The organism is Paracoccus fontiphilus, from assembly GCF_017356265.1.
In the GTDB taxonomy this organism is placed as follows: Bacteria; Pseudomonadota; Alphaproteobacteria; order Rhodobacterales; family Rhodobacteraceae; genus Paracoccus; species Paracoccus fontiphilus.
Genome location: NZ_JAFNAW010000047.1, coordinates 12851 through 29167, shown reverse-complemented (window position 1 = coordinate 29167; position 16317 = coordinate 12851). Strand labels below are relative to the sequence as shown.

17 protein-coding genes are annotated in these 16317 nt (G+C 66.3%); 3 read left to right on the top strand and 14 right to left on the bottom strand.

The genetic code is table 11. The annotated features are described in order from the left end of the window. The 9 genes from J0F76_RS14830 to J0F76_RS14790 all read right to left on the bottom strand — a co-directional run. The coding region (locus J0F76_RS14830) for an aldolase/citrate lyase family protein (protein WP_242690228.1) at nt 1-360 on the bottom strand (360 nt) is incomplete at its 3' end. Further along, nucleotides 357-605, bottom strand: coding sequence for an FAD-linked oxidase C-terminal domain-containing protein (locus tag J0F76_RS21190; RefSeq protein ID WP_207470637.1), 249 nt, complete (start codon nt 603-605; stop codon nt 357-359). The genes J0F76_RS21190 and J0F76_RS14830, both read right to left, overlap by 4 nt. Then, nucleotides 536-1753 carry an FAD-binding oxidoreductase gene (locus tag J0F76_RS14820; protein ID WP_207470635.1) on the bottom strand — a complete coding sequence of 406 codons (1218 nt, stop codon included), beginning with the start codon at nt 1751-1753 and terminating at the stop codon, nt 536-538. Before J0F76_RS14820 ends, J0F76_RS21190 begins: the two co-directional genes overlap by 70 nt. Further along, nucleotides 1750-2241: a V4R domain-containing protein gene (locus J0F76_RS14815; RefSeq protein WP_207470633.1), complete on the bottom strand. Its 492-nt coding sequence runs from the start codon at nt 2239-2241 to the stop codon at nt 1750-1752. The genes J0F76_RS14820 and J0F76_RS14815 overlap by 4 nt, the downstream gene beginning before the upstream one ends. 9 nt (nt 2242-2250) lie before the next feature. Next, nucleotides 2251-3564 (bottom strand): TRAP transporter large permease, encoded by a 1314-nt coding sequence (locus tag J0F76_RS14810; RefSeq protein WP_341351603.1) that lies wholly within the window; start codon nt 3562-3564, stop codon nt 2251-2253. A gap of 12 nt (nt 3565-3576) precedes the next feature. Beyond that, a complete protein-coding gene (locus J0F76_RS14805; RefSeq protein WP_207470631.1) occupies nt 3577-4089 on the bottom strand; it encodes a TRAP transporter small permease in 513 nt (170 codons plus the stop codon). A gap of 100 nt (nt 4090-4189) precedes the next feature. Next, nucleotides 4190-5182, bottom strand: coding sequence for a TRAP transporter substrate-binding protein DctP (gene dctP / locus J0F76_RS14800; protein WP_207470629.1), 993 nt, complete (start codon nt 5180-5182; stop codon nt 4190-4192). Between the two features lie 71 nt (nt 5183-5253). Continuing rightward, nucleotides 5254-5919 carry a GntR family transcriptional regulator gene (locus J0F76_RS14795; RefSeq protein ID WP_207470627.1) on the bottom strand — a complete coding sequence of 222 codons (666 nt, stop codon included), beginning with the start codon at nt 5917-5919 and terminating at the stop codon, nt 5254-5256. A 204-nt stretch (nt 5920-6123) separates the two neighbouring features. Then, nucleotides 6124-7293, bottom strand: a complete 1170-nt coding sequence (locus J0F76_RS14790; protein ID WP_207470625.1) for a pyridoxal phosphate-dependent aminotransferase — start codon at nt 7291-7293, stop codon at nt 6124-6126. 131 nt (nt 7294-7424) lie between these two features. Between J0F76_RS14790 and J0F76_RS14785 the strand changes: the two genes are divergently transcribed. Next, the gene (locus J0F76_RS14785) at nt 7425-8120 is read left to right on the top strand and encodes a GntR family transcriptional regulator (protein ID WP_207470623.1); all 696 of its coding nucleotides are present in this window, start codon (nt 7425-7427) and stop codon (nt 8118-8120) included. Here J0F76_RS14785 and J0F76_RS14780 read toward each other — a convergent pair whose 3' ends face one another. The 5 genes from J0F76_RS14780 to J0F76_RS14760 form a co-directional block, all read right to left on the bottom strand. Then, a complete protein-coding gene (locus J0F76_RS14780) occupies nt 8121-9665 on the bottom strand; it encodes an indolepyruvate oxidoreductase subunit beta family protein (RefSeq protein WP_207470621.1) in 1545 nt (514 codons plus the stop codon). An 11-nt stretch (nt 9666-9676) separates the two neighbouring features. Beyond that, nucleotides 9677-11824 carry a thiamine pyrophosphate-dependent enzyme gene (locus J0F76_RS14775; protein WP_207470619.1) on the bottom strand — a complete coding sequence of 716 codons (2148 nt, stop codon included), beginning with the start codon at nt 11822-11824 and terminating at the stop codon, nt 9677-9679. 23 nt (nt 11825-11847) lie between these two features. Further along, complete coding sequence (locus J0F76_RS14770; RefSeq protein ID WP_207470618.1) at nt 11848-12285, bottom strand: MarR family winged helix-turn-helix transcriptional regulator; 438 nt, start codon at nt 12283-12285, stop codon at nt 11848-11850. 5 nt (nt 12286-12290) lie between these two features. Further along, nucleotides 12291-13079 carry a cyclase family protein gene (locus J0F76_RS14765; RefSeq protein ID WP_207470617.1) on the bottom strand — a complete coding sequence of 263 codons (789 nt, stop codon included), beginning with the start codon at nt 13077-13079 and terminating at the stop codon, nt 12291-12293. A 127-nt stretch (nt 13080-13206) separates the two neighbouring features. Next, entirely contained in the window at nt 13207-13947 is a 741-nt protein-coding gene (locus J0F76_RS14760; RefSeq protein ID WP_207470616.1) for a tryptophan 2,3-dioxygenase family protein, read from the bottom strand. A gap of 133 nt (nt 13948-14080) precedes the next feature. Here J0F76_RS14760 and J0F76_RS14755 point away from each other — a divergent pair, with 133 nt between their 5' ends. Together J0F76_RS14755 and J0F76_RS14750 are read left to right on the top strand one after the other, a co-directional pair. Then, nucleotides 14081-14557: an Lrp/AsnC family transcriptional regulator gene (locus tag J0F76_RS14755; RefSeq protein ID WP_207470615.1), complete on the top strand. Its 477-nt coding sequence runs from the start codon at nt 14081-14083 to the stop codon at nt 14555-14557. A 200-nt stretch (nt 14558-14757) separates the two neighbouring features. Beyond that, entirely contained in the window at nt 14758-16263 is a 1506-nt protein-coding gene (locus J0F76_RS14750; RefSeq protein ID WP_207470614.1) for an ABC transporter substrate-binding protein, read from the top strand. Nucleotides 16264-16317: the final 54 nt, after the last annotated feature.

The window sequence follows — 16317 nt, the reverse complement described above, 5'->3', positions numbered from 1 at the left end:
TCCCGGCCCTGCCCCGCGTCCGCCCTCGGGCGCGAAGCGCGCGGCATGAACGGCGGCGCGGGCCTCGGCCTCGGTCGAGACATGGGGCACGACCACCCCGGCCGCCCCCGCATCCAGCGCGGCGGCGATGTGTTCGGCACCCTTGCCGCGCACGCGGACCAGGGCGGGCACCCCCGCCACGTCCGCCGCGCGGATCATGTCGGCCAGCAGCGCGTCGCCGATCGGGCTGTGCTCGGTGTCGATGCAGATGAAATCGGGTCGCGCGCCGGCCACGATTTCCACCGACATGGGCGACGGGATGGCGATGAACGGACCCCGCAGGGGCTGGCGCGCGGCGATGCGCTGGCGAAGGCCGGTCATGCGGGCGTGCCCCCGTCGAAGGATTTCAGCGGATTGAGGATACCCTTGGGGTCCAGCGCGGCCTTGATCCGCCGCATCAGGGCGATTTCCTGCGGCGTCCGCGAATAGCCCAGGTAATCGCGCTTGATGGCGCCGATGCCGTGTTCGGCCGAGACGGTGCCGCCCATGTCGCGGGTCAGCGCATAAACCAGCGCCTTGACCGCCTTGTGCGGCTGGTCGCGCCCGGCCTCGGGGATGTTGACCACGACATGGAGGTTTGAATCCCCGATATGGCCATAGGACAGCGCCCGCGCGGTGGGGACCTCGCGGTGATGGCGGCCTCGATCCGTTCGACGGCCTCGCCCATGCGGGCGATGGGAATGCCGATGTCGAAGGGGATCACCGGACCAAGGTGGGTTTCGTATTCCGCCGGGCTTTCGCGCACGGCCCAGAGCGCGCGTTCCTCCTTGACCGAACGGGCCAGGACGCCGTCGGCGACCGTTCCGTCCTCGACGGCGCGTTCCAGCAGCGCCTCCATGGCGGTGCGGGTGGCGTCGGGGTCGAACCCCGTCGCCTCAAGGATCACATAGGCGCCGTGTTCGCCGGACAAGGGCGAGCCGAGGCCGGTGGCGCGCGACATGACGTGGAAGAAGCTGGGCCACATCACCTCGAAGCTGGACAGCATGGGCCCAAGCGACCCACGCGCGGCCCGCAGCAGGGCGATGACGGCAGCGGTGTCGGCGCAGCCCAGGAAGGCGGTGGCCTTGGCGGGGGGTTGCGGCTGAAGGCGCAGCACGCAGCGGGTGATGATGCCCAGAAGCCCTTCCGAGCCGATGAAAAGCTGCTTCAGGTCAAGCCCCGCGTTGTTCTTCAGCATCTTGTTCATGCCGTCGATCACGGTGCCGTCCGCCAGCACGACCTCCAGTCCCAGGACGTGGTCGCGGGCCATGCCGTGGCGGATCACGGTATTGCCCCCCGCATTGGTCGCCAGCACCCCGCCCAACTGGCACGAGCCCCGCGCGCCGATGTCGATGCCCAGCATCAGCCCGCGTTCCCGGGCCGCAGCTTGGGCCGCCTCGAGGATCACGCCCGCGCCCGCGGTCAGGGTGCCCGCGTCCTCGTCGATCTCCTCGATCCGGTCCAGCCGTTCCAGCGACAGGACGATGCCGTCCGCCAGCGGATGTGCCCCACCGGAAATCCCCGTCAGCCCGCCCTGCGGGATCACCGGCACGCCTGCCGCGTGGCAGGCGGCCAGGACGGCCGCGACCTGCGCGGTGTCGCGCGGGCGTGCCAGGGCCAGCGGTTGCACCGGATCAAGCCCGGCCCAGTCACGGCGGTACTTCGCCGGAACATCGGCGCCGGGGGTGACGATATCGACGCCGAAGCGGTCCAGAAGGTCTTGCGCAAAGCTCATGCGGGGCAGGCCTCGAACACGCAGGCGGGGGCGCCGGTGGCCGCGCATTCACGTTCCCGGACCACCGTCGGCGCGTCGAAGATCATGCCGGACACGGCGGTCAGCATGCCGGTGATGGGCGCGCAGACCGGCAGGTCCGACGCCCCATAGCCCGCCGCAAAGGGAGAGCCGTGGACGGTGACCGTCAGCCGGTCCGGTCCCAGGTCGCTTTCCCAGCGGCCCCAGCCAAGCTGGCCCGCCGTTTCGCGGATCACGGCCAGCAGCGCCCCCGGATCGGCGGCGCCTGCGGCCTTGTAGGCCTGCGCGGACTTGCCGCCATTGCGGATCACCGTGCGGATCATCGCCTCGAACACGGCGGGACGCTGATCGGCGGGCATCTCCAGCGCGACGCCCATGAAGGCCTCGGGCTTGATGAAGATGTAGCGCATGCTGCTGTCGTGGTAGGTGCCGGCCCCGGCGTCGTAATGCAGTCTGTCGCGGAAGGTCATGGCGGCTCCCTACATCAAGGATGGAACGAAGGTGGCAAGCGGCGGGAACAGCATCACCAGCGCGATCAGCAGGAACACGCACAGGATGTAAGGCAGCGCCGCGCGCGCGACCTCGGGCAGCGTGGTGCCGGAGGGCGCGACGCCGTGCATCACGAACAGCAGCAGGCCGAAGGGCGGCGTGGTGAAGCTGACCTCCAGCATCAGCAGCATGATCAGGCCCCACCAGATCATGTCGAATTGCAGGTTGACCGCGATGGGCACGAAGATCGGCAGCGTGATCAGCATCATCGACACCTGGTCCATGAACATGCCCAGGACCAGCAGGATCAGCGCCATCATCAGCAGCATCTGCGTCGGCCCCATCTCCAGCGAGGTGGCCCAGCCGACCATGCCCGACGACGCGCCCGAAAAGGCCAGAAGCTGCGCAAAGGTGGACGACGCGGTGATCAGCAGGAAGGTCATGCCGGTGACGCGCGCGGCGTCCGTGACGGCGGCGACCACCCCCTTCATGTCCAGCGCCCGGAAGAACAGCGCCAGAACCGCCACCGCGACGATGCCAAGCGCGCCGCTTTCGGTCGGCGTGGCAAAGCCCGTCAGGATTGATCCCACGACCGCCATGACGATGACTACCATCGGCAGGATGTCGCGCGAAAAGATGCTGACCCGCTCGGCCATGGGCAAGGGGATGTAGTCATAGGAGGGCGCGGCCTCGGGGTCCCACTTGGCCTGGACATAGATCAGGATGCAGTACAGCACCGCTAGGACCAGCCCCGGCAGAAGGCCCGCGACCAAGAGCCCGCCGATGTCGATCTGCGCCAGAGAGCCGAACAGCACGGCCAGCGTGGACGGCGGGATGATCACGGCAAGGCCCCCTGATCCCAGGATCGGCCCCATCGCCATGTGCTTCTTGTAGCCGCGCTTGACCATTTCGGGGACCATCAGCGACCCCAGCATGCCGGTGTTGGCCAGCGACGATCCCGACAGCGCGGCAAAGACCGTGCCCGAGGTGACGGTCAGGAAGGACAGTCGCGCGGGCAGCCGGCCGATCATCACGTCGATGGCGTCAAGCACGCGCCGCGCCAGCCTGGAATGGAAGAACAGCGATCCCATGACCAGGAACAGCGGCACGGGCGCCAGCGAATAGGTCGAAACGGCCACGGTGGCGTTGGCGATCATCTGGTCGATGCCGCGATAGCCGCCCATGAACAGAAAGACGCCGATCACGTTGATCAGGAAAAAGCCGAGCGCCACCGGCAGGCCGATGCCCATCGAGACGATCAGCCCGCCGATCAGGATCGCGCCGGAAAGGGTCCAGTCCATCATCCGCGTGGCTCCTTACATGCCTGCATGGGTTTCGGGGGCGGCGCCGTAGAAGCTGTCGCCGCGCGCCAGGAAGGCCAGGAACTGCAGCGCCCCAAAGCCGAAGCCCAGCGGCATCGAGATGTACAGCGTCCACATCGGCGCATCGAAGCTGCGCACCTCGTAGGAGCCGTCAGCCAGCACCTGCAGGAACATCTTGCCGCTTTCGAAGCACAGAAATGCGCAGATCGCCGCGGCCAGGACGTGCAGCACCGTTTCCCAGGTCCGGCGCAGGCCTCCGGGCAGATAGGTCAGCACGATCTCGACGCAGACATGGCCGCGGGTCAGCACCAGATAGGGGATGGACAGGCAGGTGATGTGCAGCATCGCGTATTCGACCGCGTTCACCGCCCAGATCGCCGTCGGCAGGCCCAGGTTTCGTGAAAAGACGTCATAGGTGACCATGCAGACGATCGCGACGACCAGAAGGCAGGCCAGGTAGAACAACAGGGTTGATATCGCATCAAGCGTGCGAAGCGCAGCAGCCATGGCGCTGTCCTTTTCAGATAAGCGGGGTCCGCCCGCCGGATGACGGCAGGCTGCACGGGATGTCCGGTGCGGCGGGCGGCGCAAACCGCCCGCGCGGGGATCAGAGGTTCCGGAAGAAGATCGCCTTCAGCTCGTCATGCATGGTCGGGTCGCGTTCCTTCAGACGCTCCCATGCGATGTCGTAGGCGGTTTCGAGAAACATCTTCTGCTGTTCGCCGGTCAGCTCGATCGTCTCGATGCCCTCGGCGGCGAAGGCTGCGGTTTCGCTTTTCACAAGGGCGACATTGGCGTCGTAGGAGGCCTTCTCGTGGTCGATGGCGGCCTGCTGGACGATCTCCCTGGCCTCGGGCGAAAGCCCCTCCCAGGCGTCGAGGTTCATGGTGATCAGCACGTCGGTCTGGAAGAAGCCGGGGTCGATCTTGTATTTCAGGAACTTGTTCCAGCCGAAGTCGCGCATCCCCGTGACGGGATAGCCGGTGCCGTCCACGACGCCGCGTTCCAGCGAGGTATAGACCTCGGGCGCGCTTTGCACCACGATGGTCGCGCCCAGCCTTTCCAGGAACGCGCGGTACAGGGGCGAGGACCGCAGCCGGATGCCCGACAGGTCAAGCTGCCCGTCTTCGCCCACGGCAGGCTTTTCCGTGGTCCACAGGTGGAAGTTCGAGCCGCCGTCCACATGCGCCAGGATATGGGCGTTGCCCTTGGCGTGATAGGCCTTGTTCAGCAGGTCGATCCCGCCGTCGGCGCGCACCGACATGGGGTCGCGGTTCGAACCGGCAAGCGCCTCTCCCTCGGGGACGAGGTTGAGATAGATGCCGGCGGGGATCAGGAACAGGTCGGCGATGCCGTTCTTCTGCGCTTCTCCCAGTCGTTCGTTGGGGATGGTTTCCGGTCCGCCGATGATCCGGATCTGCACGGTATCGCCGCCGCGTTCGTTCACCAGATCGACGAAGTTCTGGAAGCTGCGCGAAAAGGCGTTCTGCGCCGGGGTGAAGGTAACGGCGCGGATCACCTCCTGCGCCTGCGCCGACATGGCGGACAGGGACAGGATGGCGGCCACGGCGGCGCCTTTCAGCAGGGAAATCTTGGTCATGTCGTCCTCTCTGTTGGCTGTTTGAGGCGCGGGCCGTCTTTCGCGGTCCTCGCGCCGGGGTGGCGCGACCCCTACGGGTCGAGATGCGGGAAACGGTCGGTGTCGGCCCGTTCGAAGAAGACCAGCGCGGCGTCCACGAACGCGGCCATGGCAAGCCTTGCGGCCTCGGTGTCGCGGGACAGATAGGCATCGGCCAGCCTGACCGTTCCGGCCCGCGCGGCGGCGCGGCCTTCGGCGGAATGAAGGGTCGCCGCGCGGACAAGTTGCACCTGCAGGTGATAGCGCAGCAGCGTTTCCCGCAAGCGGCCGTTCCGGATGCGCGACACCCAGAACGACCGGAACGCGACATTCGCCGCCGCCGATTCGCTGCGCGACTGCGCCGCCTGCACGGCATCGAACAGGCGGCGGAACTCGTCATCGTCGGCCGCTTCGGCATTGGCCACGACACCGGCAAAGGCCACCGGCTCCAGCGCGCGGCGGATTTCGAAGATCTCGCGCACATCCTCCAGCGAGGGAGCCACGACGATGTAGCCCGAGGGCCGGGTGCTTTCGATCAGGCCGTCGTTTTCCAGTCGTCCCAAGGCCTCGCGCACCGGCGTCCGCGAGACGTCGGTGTCGCGGGCGATCACCGCCTCGACCAGCCGGTCGCCGGGCTGGCGGCGGCGCGCGGCGATGTCCCCGATCAGCCGGTCGTAGACCTGCTGGGCAAGAGGAGATGACTTGGTGCGCTGCAACATCCGCGTTCCTGTGCCGGAAGCCTTATCGGTATACCTTCAACCTTGAAATAAAAGATGCAAGGAAAAACTTATCTCCGAGTTGCTGTTTTTCCTGCCGATGCTGGACAAGGCGCCTTGGACACAGGCCCGGTGCGGCCTGCGTAAATTTTGATCCTGACAGGAAAAGCGGCGGGCACAGGCCATCGCGCCGGTCCCTGCAGCCAATCAGGACAGGCCGCCGAAGAACCGTTGCAGGCGATCCATGGCCTCGGTGATCTGCTCGACGGACAGCGATCCGAAGCAGATGCGCAGGTGGCCCTCGCCCGCCGGGCCGTAGAAGCTGCCAGCCTCGACCACCACGCCCGTTTCCTCCAGCAGCCGTTCGGCCAGAACCTGAGAGGCCATGCCGGTGGCGGCGATGTCGGGAAAGGCGTAGATGGTGCCCTCGGGCCAGGCGCAGGTGACGCCGGGCATCTGGTTCAGGCGCGAAACGACGATGTCGCGCTTCATCTTGTCCTCGGCGATCAGGCCCGCCAGCACCGCCGGATCGCCGGTGACGGCGGCAAGCGCCCCGTCCTGGATGAAGGTGTTCACATGCGTGACGTCGTTGGCCGTGATCTTCAGAAGCGCGCCCACGGCCCAGTCGGGCGCCACCATGTAGCCGATGCGCCAGCCGTCCATGGCATAGCTCTTGGTGAAGGCGAACAGGCTCACGGTGCGCTCGGCCATGCCGGGCAGACTGGCGATGCTGGTGTGGCGGGCGCCGTCGAACAGGATGTCCTCGTAGACCTCGTCGGACAGCACCAGCAGGTCGTGCCTGATCGCCAGATCGGCCAGGCCCTGTAGTTCCTCGCGCGTGTAGACGCGACCGGTGGGATTGCAGGGGTTGATCAGCACGATCATCTTGGTCCTGGCGGTGATCCTGGCCTCGATCAGCGCGGGGTCGATGCGGAAGTTGTTGACCGCGTCCAGGGGGGCGGTGACCACGGTGCCGCCCGCCAGTTCGATCTTGCCGATGTGCTGGGGGTAGAAGGGTTCCAGCAGGATCGCCTCGTCGCCCGGATCGACAAAGGCCATGATCGCGGCGAACGAGCCGTGCGTCAGGCCGTTGGTGACGATGATCCGGTCCAGCGGCACGTCCAGACCGTTCTGGCGCGCCAGCTTGGCCTGCAGCGCCTCGCGCAGCGGGACCACGCCGGCCAGATCGGAATAGTGGACCTTGCCCGCGCGGATCGCGTCGATGGTCGCCTGTTTGATATGGTCGGGCGTGTCGGCATGGGGACGGCCCAGTTCCATGTGGATCAGGTCGCAGTCCGTCACGGCGGCGGCGCGGCCGTACATGCCGAAGGACTTCTTCGAGGTTTCGGTGATGCGCTTGGCAAGGTGCTTCATCATGGGACCATAATCATCAAGGTTCCATCCCTTATATGATCGTTTGATCAAACATGAAAGGGGCTTGTTGACGGATACCGTTTGATCAAACCACGCTGCGCGGCTATCGAGAGAGTACCAGATGGAGACGCTCGATGAGAGGCAAGCCCCTGAAGCCCGTGGCCGCGCGCAAGACGGTGCAGGATCAGGTTTACGACCAGTTGCGCGAGGCATTGATGTCCGGCGCCTTCGAGGCGCGGGAAAGCTTCACCATCGCCTCGCTGGCCGAGCGTTTCCAGACCTCGCACATGCCGGTGCGCGAGGCACTGCGGCGGCTGGCTGCCGAAAACGCGCTGCGGATCTCGCCGGCGGGCACCGCCTTCGTGCCGGACCTTTCGCGCGGCGAGCTTGCCGACATCACCCGCGCCCGCGTCATCATCGAGGGGGCGACCGCCGAACTGGCCGCCCCGCATCTGGGCCCGGAGGACCGCGCGGCCTTGCGCCAGATCATCGCCGAGCATCGGGCCACCGGCGTGTCGGGCGACATCGCCGCCATGGCCTCGGCCAACCGGCGGTTCCATTTCCACGTCTATGCCGCCGCGAACAGCCCCATCCTGATGAGCCATATCGAGAACCTCTGGCTTCGCTCGGGGCCCTATGTCCGGTTCCTGTCGGACCGGATGGCAACGCTGCTGCAGACCGACTACCGCGAGGAATATGCCCATCACCACGAGGTCATGGTCGATGCCCTGGATCGCGGCGACCTGCCCGCCTTCCGCGCGGCCATGGAGCGTGACATCACCGCGACGCAGGATCTGCTGGTCCGCTTCCTGGACGACCTCGCCGCCTGATCAGGCGGCGAAGCTTCGGACGGTCTTCAACGCCCCGTCCAGGGCAAGGCCCTTTTCGTCCGCCAGGGCGGCGGTGCGGATGCGGCGCATCCAGTCGGCGGCATCGGGACGCCCGCGCAGCATCGGCAGGGCGGACATGACGCGGTCGAACTTGGACAGGCCGCGGGCATGGGTGTCGGAATAGCCCTTGATCAGGCGGCGGTTCGCCAGCACCTCGGCCGCAAGCGTCCGGTCGGTGGCGGCGATGTCCATGGCGGAGTCGAACCATTGCGCGACATGGGCCATCTCGCTGCGGTGGCGCAAAAGGCTGCGGCGCCAGGGGCGGAGGGCGGACACCACCCACAGCAATCCGAAGCCCGCCAGGCTGTCGGTGCGGATGCGCCGGCCCTTGTCCAGGTGGCGGGCATAGAAGGCCTCGGCCCGGCTGCTTCCTTGCAGCCAGGCGCCAAACCAGGCGGGCAGGGTCGTGGTGAATTCCTCGAACCGGGGGTGGAAGTATTCGGTCAGGCGCAGCACCTGGTCGTCCTTGACCCGCACCTCGTCGCGGACCCGCTGCTGGCGGCTGGCGCGGGTCTTCAGATCCGCCACGCGCAGGATGTCGTCGTAGCAGAGCGCATTGGCCGCGTATTTCGCCGCCGCCTGCGTCAGGGCGAAGGGCGCCGCGTCCAGCCGCGCCGCGCGTTCGATCATGTCCAGGTATTGCGCCCCATAAGCGATGTCCTGGTAGTCGACCACCTTCTTCAGCCCCAGGGCGGCGATCTCCTGCGCCTGCGCCGGCAGGCGGTCCAGCCGCACTTCCAGTGCCTGCCAGTCGTTCCGCAATCCCATCGGCACGTTCAGCGTGCGGATGCGCGCCTTGACGCCTTCGGCTGCCGGGACCGGAGCCGTGCCCTTGGCGCAGTCATAGGCCAGGCCGAAGGCACGCAGGGACGCCTCGACCCCCTTGCCGGACCTGGCGATCACCGTCTCGTAGCTGTCGCGGGGAAAGGGAAGCGCGCCCGAGCCCGCAAGCGCGCCGAACAGGCTGGCCGAGATGACCGAGCCCGCCCTGGTGGCCAGCGTCTCCATGTCGAAGGCGATCACCTGGTCGGCGGCAAGGCCCATCGCCTCGATCACCGCGCGCCCGTCGGCGCGGCCATCCCCCGGCACGACCTTTTCCGACACCGCCGCGATGCGGTGGGTGGAGGCGATCAGCGTCGTGCGGCCCGGCGTCACGAAGCCGCGCATGACGGCGCGGCCCGCCTCCATCAGCTCGGCGGCGATCATGATGTCCACGTCGCCTTCCGACGGCGACAGGGCGAAGACCGGCGTGCGGCCGGTGTCCTTGCACATCTCGACGTAATAGACGGTGGCGCCGGTGCGCTGCGCCACGCCCGCGACGGATGTGGACTGGGCGTGATAGCCGTTCGCCTCGGCCACGTCGATGATCCAGTTGGTCAGGACGCCGCCGCCCTGGCCGCCGACCGCCAGCGCAGCCAGCGTGATGATCTTCTCGCCCTGCGGACCCGGAGAGCGGCGGGCGATGACGGGTGCGTGCATGGTCATGGACGTGCCTTTCAGGCGAAGGTCAGGCGGCGCGCGTCGCGGCGCCCTTGCAGCCAGCCGATGATGCGGGCTGTGCGGGACGCGCGGCGTTTTTCGGACGCGGTGGGGTTCGACACGATCTCGGCCTGGTAGAAGCTTGGGCACAGGACCGCGGCATCCGCGACCTCTCCGCAGTTGCCGCAGCCGACGCAGCTCTGGTCGATGGCGGCGACCGGGTCGTCGCGCAGGGGATCGCCGGTGTCCTTGACCGACAGCGACGGGCAGCCCGACAGCCGCATGCAGGCGTGATCGCCGGTGCAGATATCCTCGTCCACGCCGAAGCGGGGGCGGACGGTGCGCCTGCCCTCCTTGGTGGCTTTCGCCAGGGCAGGCTTCTCGCGGCGCTGGCGGTTCAACATGCATTCCGAGGATGCGACAATGACCTTGGGGCCTTCTTCCTTGCTGGTCAGCGCCTCGATCATGGTGTCGCGCATCTTGGTCACGTCATAAGTGCGGTCGATCTGGCGCACCCACTTGACGCCCATGCCTTCCACCGCCTTGGCGATGGGGTTGTTGGTCTTGCGGCTTTTGTTCGTGGCGCGCGAGGACAGGATGTCCTGCCCACCGGTGGCGGCGGCATAATGGTTGTCCACGATGACGATCAGCCCGTCATGCTTGTTGAAGGACGCGTTGCCGATCGATGAGGTCAGCCCGTTGTGCCAGAACCCCCCGTCGCCCACGAAGCTAATCGACCGCTTGCCGTCCTTGTCGCGGTTCTGGAGCGCGGATGCCGAGGCCGGGCCCAGGCCATAGCCCATCGTCGTCGATCCGATGTCGAAGGGCGGCATGATCGAGAACAGGTGGCAGCCGATGTCGGAGGCGATGTGGTGTTCGCCCAGTTGCTGCTGCACCAACTTCGTTGCCGCAAAGATCGGGCGTTCCGGGCAGCCGGTGCAGAACCCCGGCGGTCGGGCCGGGACGACGGTGGAGAGATCCGAGATGTCGCTGTGCGCCGGTTCGTTGGTCTTGGCCGTGGCGGGCGGCAGCAGGCCGGGCGCGTGTTCGCGCAGGAAGGCCGCGATGCCCTCGACCAGGCGCTTGCCGGTGTATTCGCCCGCCATGGGCAGGACGCCCTTGCCCGCCAGCACGGTGGTGCGGCCGTTCTGGTAGAGCATGTGGCCGATGGCCTGCTCGATGAAGTTGGGCTGGCCTTCCTCGACCAGCAGCACCGCGTCCTTGCCGTCGCAGAAATCCAGAATCTGGCTGTCGCAGAGCGGATAGACCGCGTTCAGGCACAGGATATGGATGTCCGTCTCGCCATAGATGTCCGACAGGCCAAGGCGGTTCAGCGCGCGGATCACGCCGTTGTAGGTGCCGCCCTGCACGATCAGCCCGATCTTCGAGGCGGGATTGCCGAAGAACTCGTTGACGTCGTTCTCCAGGACATAGTTGACCGCGTTGGGCCAGCGGCGGTCCACCTTCTCGTTCTCGTGCAGGAACACGGCGGGGGGCAGGACGATGCGGGACAGGTCGCGCTTGGGGTTCTGCAACGCCTCGGACACGGCCATCGGCGGGCGTTGGTTGTCGCCGGCAGTGAAATGGCCGTGGACGTGGCAGGACTTGATACGCATCTGCATCATCACGGGGGTGTTCGACGCCTCGGACAGGCGGAAGCCGTGCCCCACCGCCGCCACGATTGAGGGCAGGTTCGGGCGCGGGTCCAGCAGCCACATCTGGCTTTTCATGGCAAAGGCGTGAGAGCGTTCCTGCATGATCGAGGAGCCTTCGCCGTAATCCTCGCCCAGGATCACCAGCGCGCCGCCGGTGACGCCGCCAGACGCCAGGTTCGCCAGCGCGTCCGAGGCGACGTTGGTGCCCACGGTGGACTTGAAGGCCACCGCGCCCCGGATCGGATAGTTGACGGACGCGGCCAGCATCGCGGCCGCCGTCGCCTCGGAGGCCGAATTTTCAAAGTGGACGCCGTATTCGGCCAGCAGGTCCTGGGCGTCGGAAAACACGTCCATTAGGTGGCTGATGGGCGAGCCCTGGTAGCCGCCGACATATCCCACGCCGTTTTCCAGCAGCGCCTTGGTGACGGCAAGGATCCCCTCGCCCCGGAAGGTGCCGCCCGCGCCCATGCGCAGCTGCTCAACTTCCTTCTTGAATGACCGTTCTGCCATGGGTCTTCTCCTGTGGCGATGGTTCAGAAATCGTGATGGCGGATGGACCGCAGGATGCGCGCAAGCGTGGCCGTGAAGGCCGCGCGTTCGTCGGGCGGGATGTCCGCGAACAGCCGTTCCTCGGCCGCCTTCATCGCGGGCCAGGCGCGGGCGTGAAGGGCCGCGCCCGCGTCCGTCAGGTGGATGCGGCGGACGCGGCTGTCCTCCTCGCAGGCCTCGCGGCGGATCAGGCCCGCCCCCTCCATGCTGTCCAGCGTGCGTGACAGCGTGGATTGCTTGATGACCGTCAGCACCGACAACTCGTTGACTGTGCGCGGACCGTTTCCGGCCAGGACCGCCAGCACGCGCATCTGCGGCACGCTGACGCCCTCGGCCGCTAGGGTCTCGGCCACCCCGGCATTGTAGCGCGCCATGATCCGGTTCAGCATGTAGGGGGCGAACCCCTCCAGATCGCGCGCCATGATCGTCAGGCCGGAACGAGGGCCAAGGCGCGGATCGGGCTGCCGGTGCCGTTCTCGATCTTCAAGGGCGCGGCGATCAGGATCGCGCCCTTGGCGGGCAGTTCCGACAGGTTCACCAGCGATGCCAGGCCATAGCGGTTGTTGGCGTGCAGCAGGTTGTGCGCCGGATAGGGCGGGGTCATGCCGCCTGCAATGCCCGCGTCGGTGCCCACGCATTCGGTGCCCCAGCCAAGCACCTTCCTTTCCATCAGGTACTGGATGCAGTCGGCGGACGGCCCCGGCGTATGCGGGCCGGTCTCATCGGCGTTCAGGTAGGCATCCGCATCCCCGTTGCGCTTGCACCAGTCGGTGCGCATCAGCACCCATTCGCCTTCCTTGATCGGGCCATGCTCGGCCTCCCAGGCCTTCACGCCCTCGGCGGTCAACAGGAAGTCGGGGTCGGCTGCCGCTTGGGCGGAACAGTCGATGACATTGGCGGGGGCCACGAAGTTCCGCGCGGCGATGGTGTCGGTCGAGCCGTCGGGATAGTCCTTGCCGGTGATCCAGTGGTGCGGCGCGTCGAAGTGCGTGCCGGAATGTTCGCCGACCTTCAGCCAGTTCCAAGCCCAATACGGTCCCCGGTCGCCGTATTTGCTGATCGGGTGGATCTCGATGGGCGGCGTGTCGTCGGCGATCTCCGGCGGCAGCTTCAGCAGCGGCGTCTTCGGCCCCAGCGTGGCGGTGCAATCGACGACGCGGACGGCGCCGGTCAGAAGGGCCTCGCCCAGTTCGGAAAGGCTGGCGTTGGCTGTCATCATGTTCTCCCGTTGGTGATTATTTTTATATGCAGATGCATATATCTGCTTGGCCGAGATGTCTCACGCCCTGATCAAACAATCAAGGAATTTGTGCGAGGCACCGATGCCGGTGCCTGCGGATTGATCACGCCTCGACGTGGATCGGCTTGCGCACCACGCCATAGCTGGCGCCCCAGGCGTCCGTCATGTCGCAGCGGATGTCCCACAGTTCCGGGAAGAAGCGGTGCCGGGCGCCCGATTCCAAGATCTGCACCGGGCGGCCCTTCAGCGACTTCGATCCCATCCCGATGGAGCGATGAATCAGGTAGACGTGCATGGCCCGGAACTTCTGGAACAGCTCGTCATATTCGATCAGCGCCTCGGCCACGACATAGCTGTCGCCATGATCGTACTTGGCGTCATAGATGTCGCCCACGGTCAGGCCGCGCCCGTCCAGATAGACCGCCTTGAACGAGTCCCACAGGTCGTTCGGCATCCGCAGCAAGGCCTGGAAGCCCGGCGATTCCTGGCCCGAGCCGTTGCCAAGCTGCTTGCGCACCTCCTGGTATTCGCGCGGCGACATGGTTTCCAGCAATTCCAGTTGCTGCGTCATCAGCCGCATCAGGCGATGGACGCGCCCCATCAGCGTGACGACGCGATGCGTGTTGCCCGCGTCGATGAAGTCGCGCACGTCCACCAGCGTATAGGCGATCAGCTTCATCCACAGCTCCTCGACTTGGTGGACGATCTGGAACTGCAATTCGTCGCCGTTGCACAACTCGGCCAGCGGCTTCTGGCAGTGCAGCAGCGGTTCGACGTTCAGATAGACGCCGTAGTCCAGCAGTTTCGGCGTCTCGATCAGCTTGTGCCATTCGTCGCGGGTCATGGTTCCTGTTCCTTGCGTTCGCGGGGTATCCGCCATGATGTTTCAGGATCAGGGAAACATTGTTCCCCTATTCGCCTTTCTTGGCTTAAAGTGGAAAACGACTGTGCGCCGTTGGCTGTCTTCAGGAGAACAGATGGATCAGATCGACTTGGACATCCTCGCCTCGCTCGAAACCGATGCGCGTCTTTCCTTTGCCGAACTGGCCGAGCGGCACGCCATGTCCAAGACTCCGGTTTGGAAGCGCGTGAAGGCGATGGAGGAGGCCGGCGCCATCCTGGGCTATTCCGCCCTTCTGGACGCTGCCGCCTTGGGCTTCGGGGTCGAGGCCTTTGTCCACGTCACCCTCGCGCCCGAAGCCGCGGACCGGTTCGAGGCGGCCGTTGTCGCCCATCCCGGCATCCGCCGGTGTCACGCGACGACGGGGGCGGGCGACTATCTGCTGCACATCATCTGCAGGGACATCGCCATGATGGACCGGATGCTGCGGCGCGAGATCGCCCATATGCCGGGCGTGGTGCGGACCGACACGATCGTGTCGACCCGCACCGTCAAGAGCCGCCACTCCCTGGCCGGTGCGGCAAAGGCCGCGAATCGCCAGACCCCGGCCTGAAGGGCCGCCCTGCCCATTCGGCAGTCCGGGCGGCCTGCGGTAAATGCCCGCATATCAGGCATTTGTCTGTTTATCGGCAAGACCGTCGAAAAACTGTTGCATATATCAGCCCGGCAGCGAAAGATGTATTTGATCAAACCATCATTTACATCGAAGTGCGGACCAACCGCACCGCCTCCGTCAACAGAGAGAAAATCCCCATGTTCCTCCGACCGCTGATGCTTGCCGCCGCACTGGCCTGTTCCACGGCGGGCCTTGCCCATGCGCAGGCCGCCGACAACACGCTGCGCTTTGCCTACAACCAGACGCTGGAAAGCCCGAACCCGTATTTCACGACCCTGCGCCTGGGCGTCATCGTCGGACGGAACGCATGGGATACGCTGATCGCGCGCGACAACGACAGCGGAGAGTTCTCGCCCCTGCTGGCGACCGAATGGATCTGGGCCGACGACACCACGCTGGACCTGACCCTGCGCGAAGGCGTCACGTTCCACGACGGCAGCGACTTCGATGCCGATGACGTGGTGGCGACGCTGACCTATGCCGCCGATCCCGCGAACGGCATCGTGTCCCAGCAGATCGCAAGCTGGATCGCCTCGGTCGAGAAGACCGGCCCGCTGTCGGTCCGCATCAAGGCCAAGGCGCCGACTCCCGCCGCGATGGAATACCTGTCCACGCAGCTTGCGATCTTCCCGGCGGGCTATTTCACCGGGCCGCAGGGCGCCACGTCGGCCCCGCTGCCGGTCGGCACGGGCCCCTACAAGTTCGACAGCTACGCGCCCGGCGGCGAGCTGTTGCTGAGCCGCTTCGAAGGCTATTTCGCCGACAGCCCCAAGACCGGCGCCAAGATCGACAAGGTGTCGATCCGCATCGTTCCCGACATCCAGACGCAGCTTGCCGACCTGATGTCGGGCGGGGTGGACCTGATCATGGGCCTGCCGCGCGACCAGGCCGACCAGCTTTCGCAGATGCCCGGCGTCCAGGTGGTCAGCGGCGAGACGATGCGCATCGTGTTCCTGCAGATGAACACCACCGACACCGGACAAGAGGCGCTGAAGGACAAGCGCGTCCGCCAAGCGATCAACCATGCGATCGACCGCAAGTCGATTTCGGAAAACCTGGTGGGCCAGGGCAGCACCGTCATCAACGCGATCTGTTTCCAGGACCAGTTCGGCTGTACCCAAGACGTGACCAGCTACGACTACGACCCGGAAAAGGCCAAGGCACTGCTGGCCGAGGCGGGTGTCAGCGGTCTGACCGTCTCGCTTGCCGCCTATCGCGAGCGCCACATCTCGGAAGCCATCATCAACTATCTGGCCGAGGCGGGCATCACCGCGCAGCTTCAGTTCATGCAGCCCGCCGCGATGCGCGACGCCATGCGCGCGCATCAGGTGGACATGATGCAGAACGCCTGGGGCGCCTATTCGATGTTCGACGCCTCGGCCACGGCGCCGGTCTATTTCGGAGCTCAGCCCGACGACAACAACCTCGACCCCGAGCTGAAGACGATCTTCGATCAGGCGGGCGCCACCATGGACGCCGAACAGCGCAAGGCGCTTTATGCCCAGGGGTTCGAGAAGATCGCGGCCGAGGCCTATGCCGTCCCGATGTTCACCCTGCCCGTGCAATATGCCGGGGCCGAAGGGCTGAGCTTCCAGACCTATCCCGACGAGATCCTGCGCTTCTGGGAAATGTCCTGGCAGTGATCCGCACCCCGGCGGCCCGGCAAGTGACCGGGCCGCCCAGGCAACCGGAAGGCT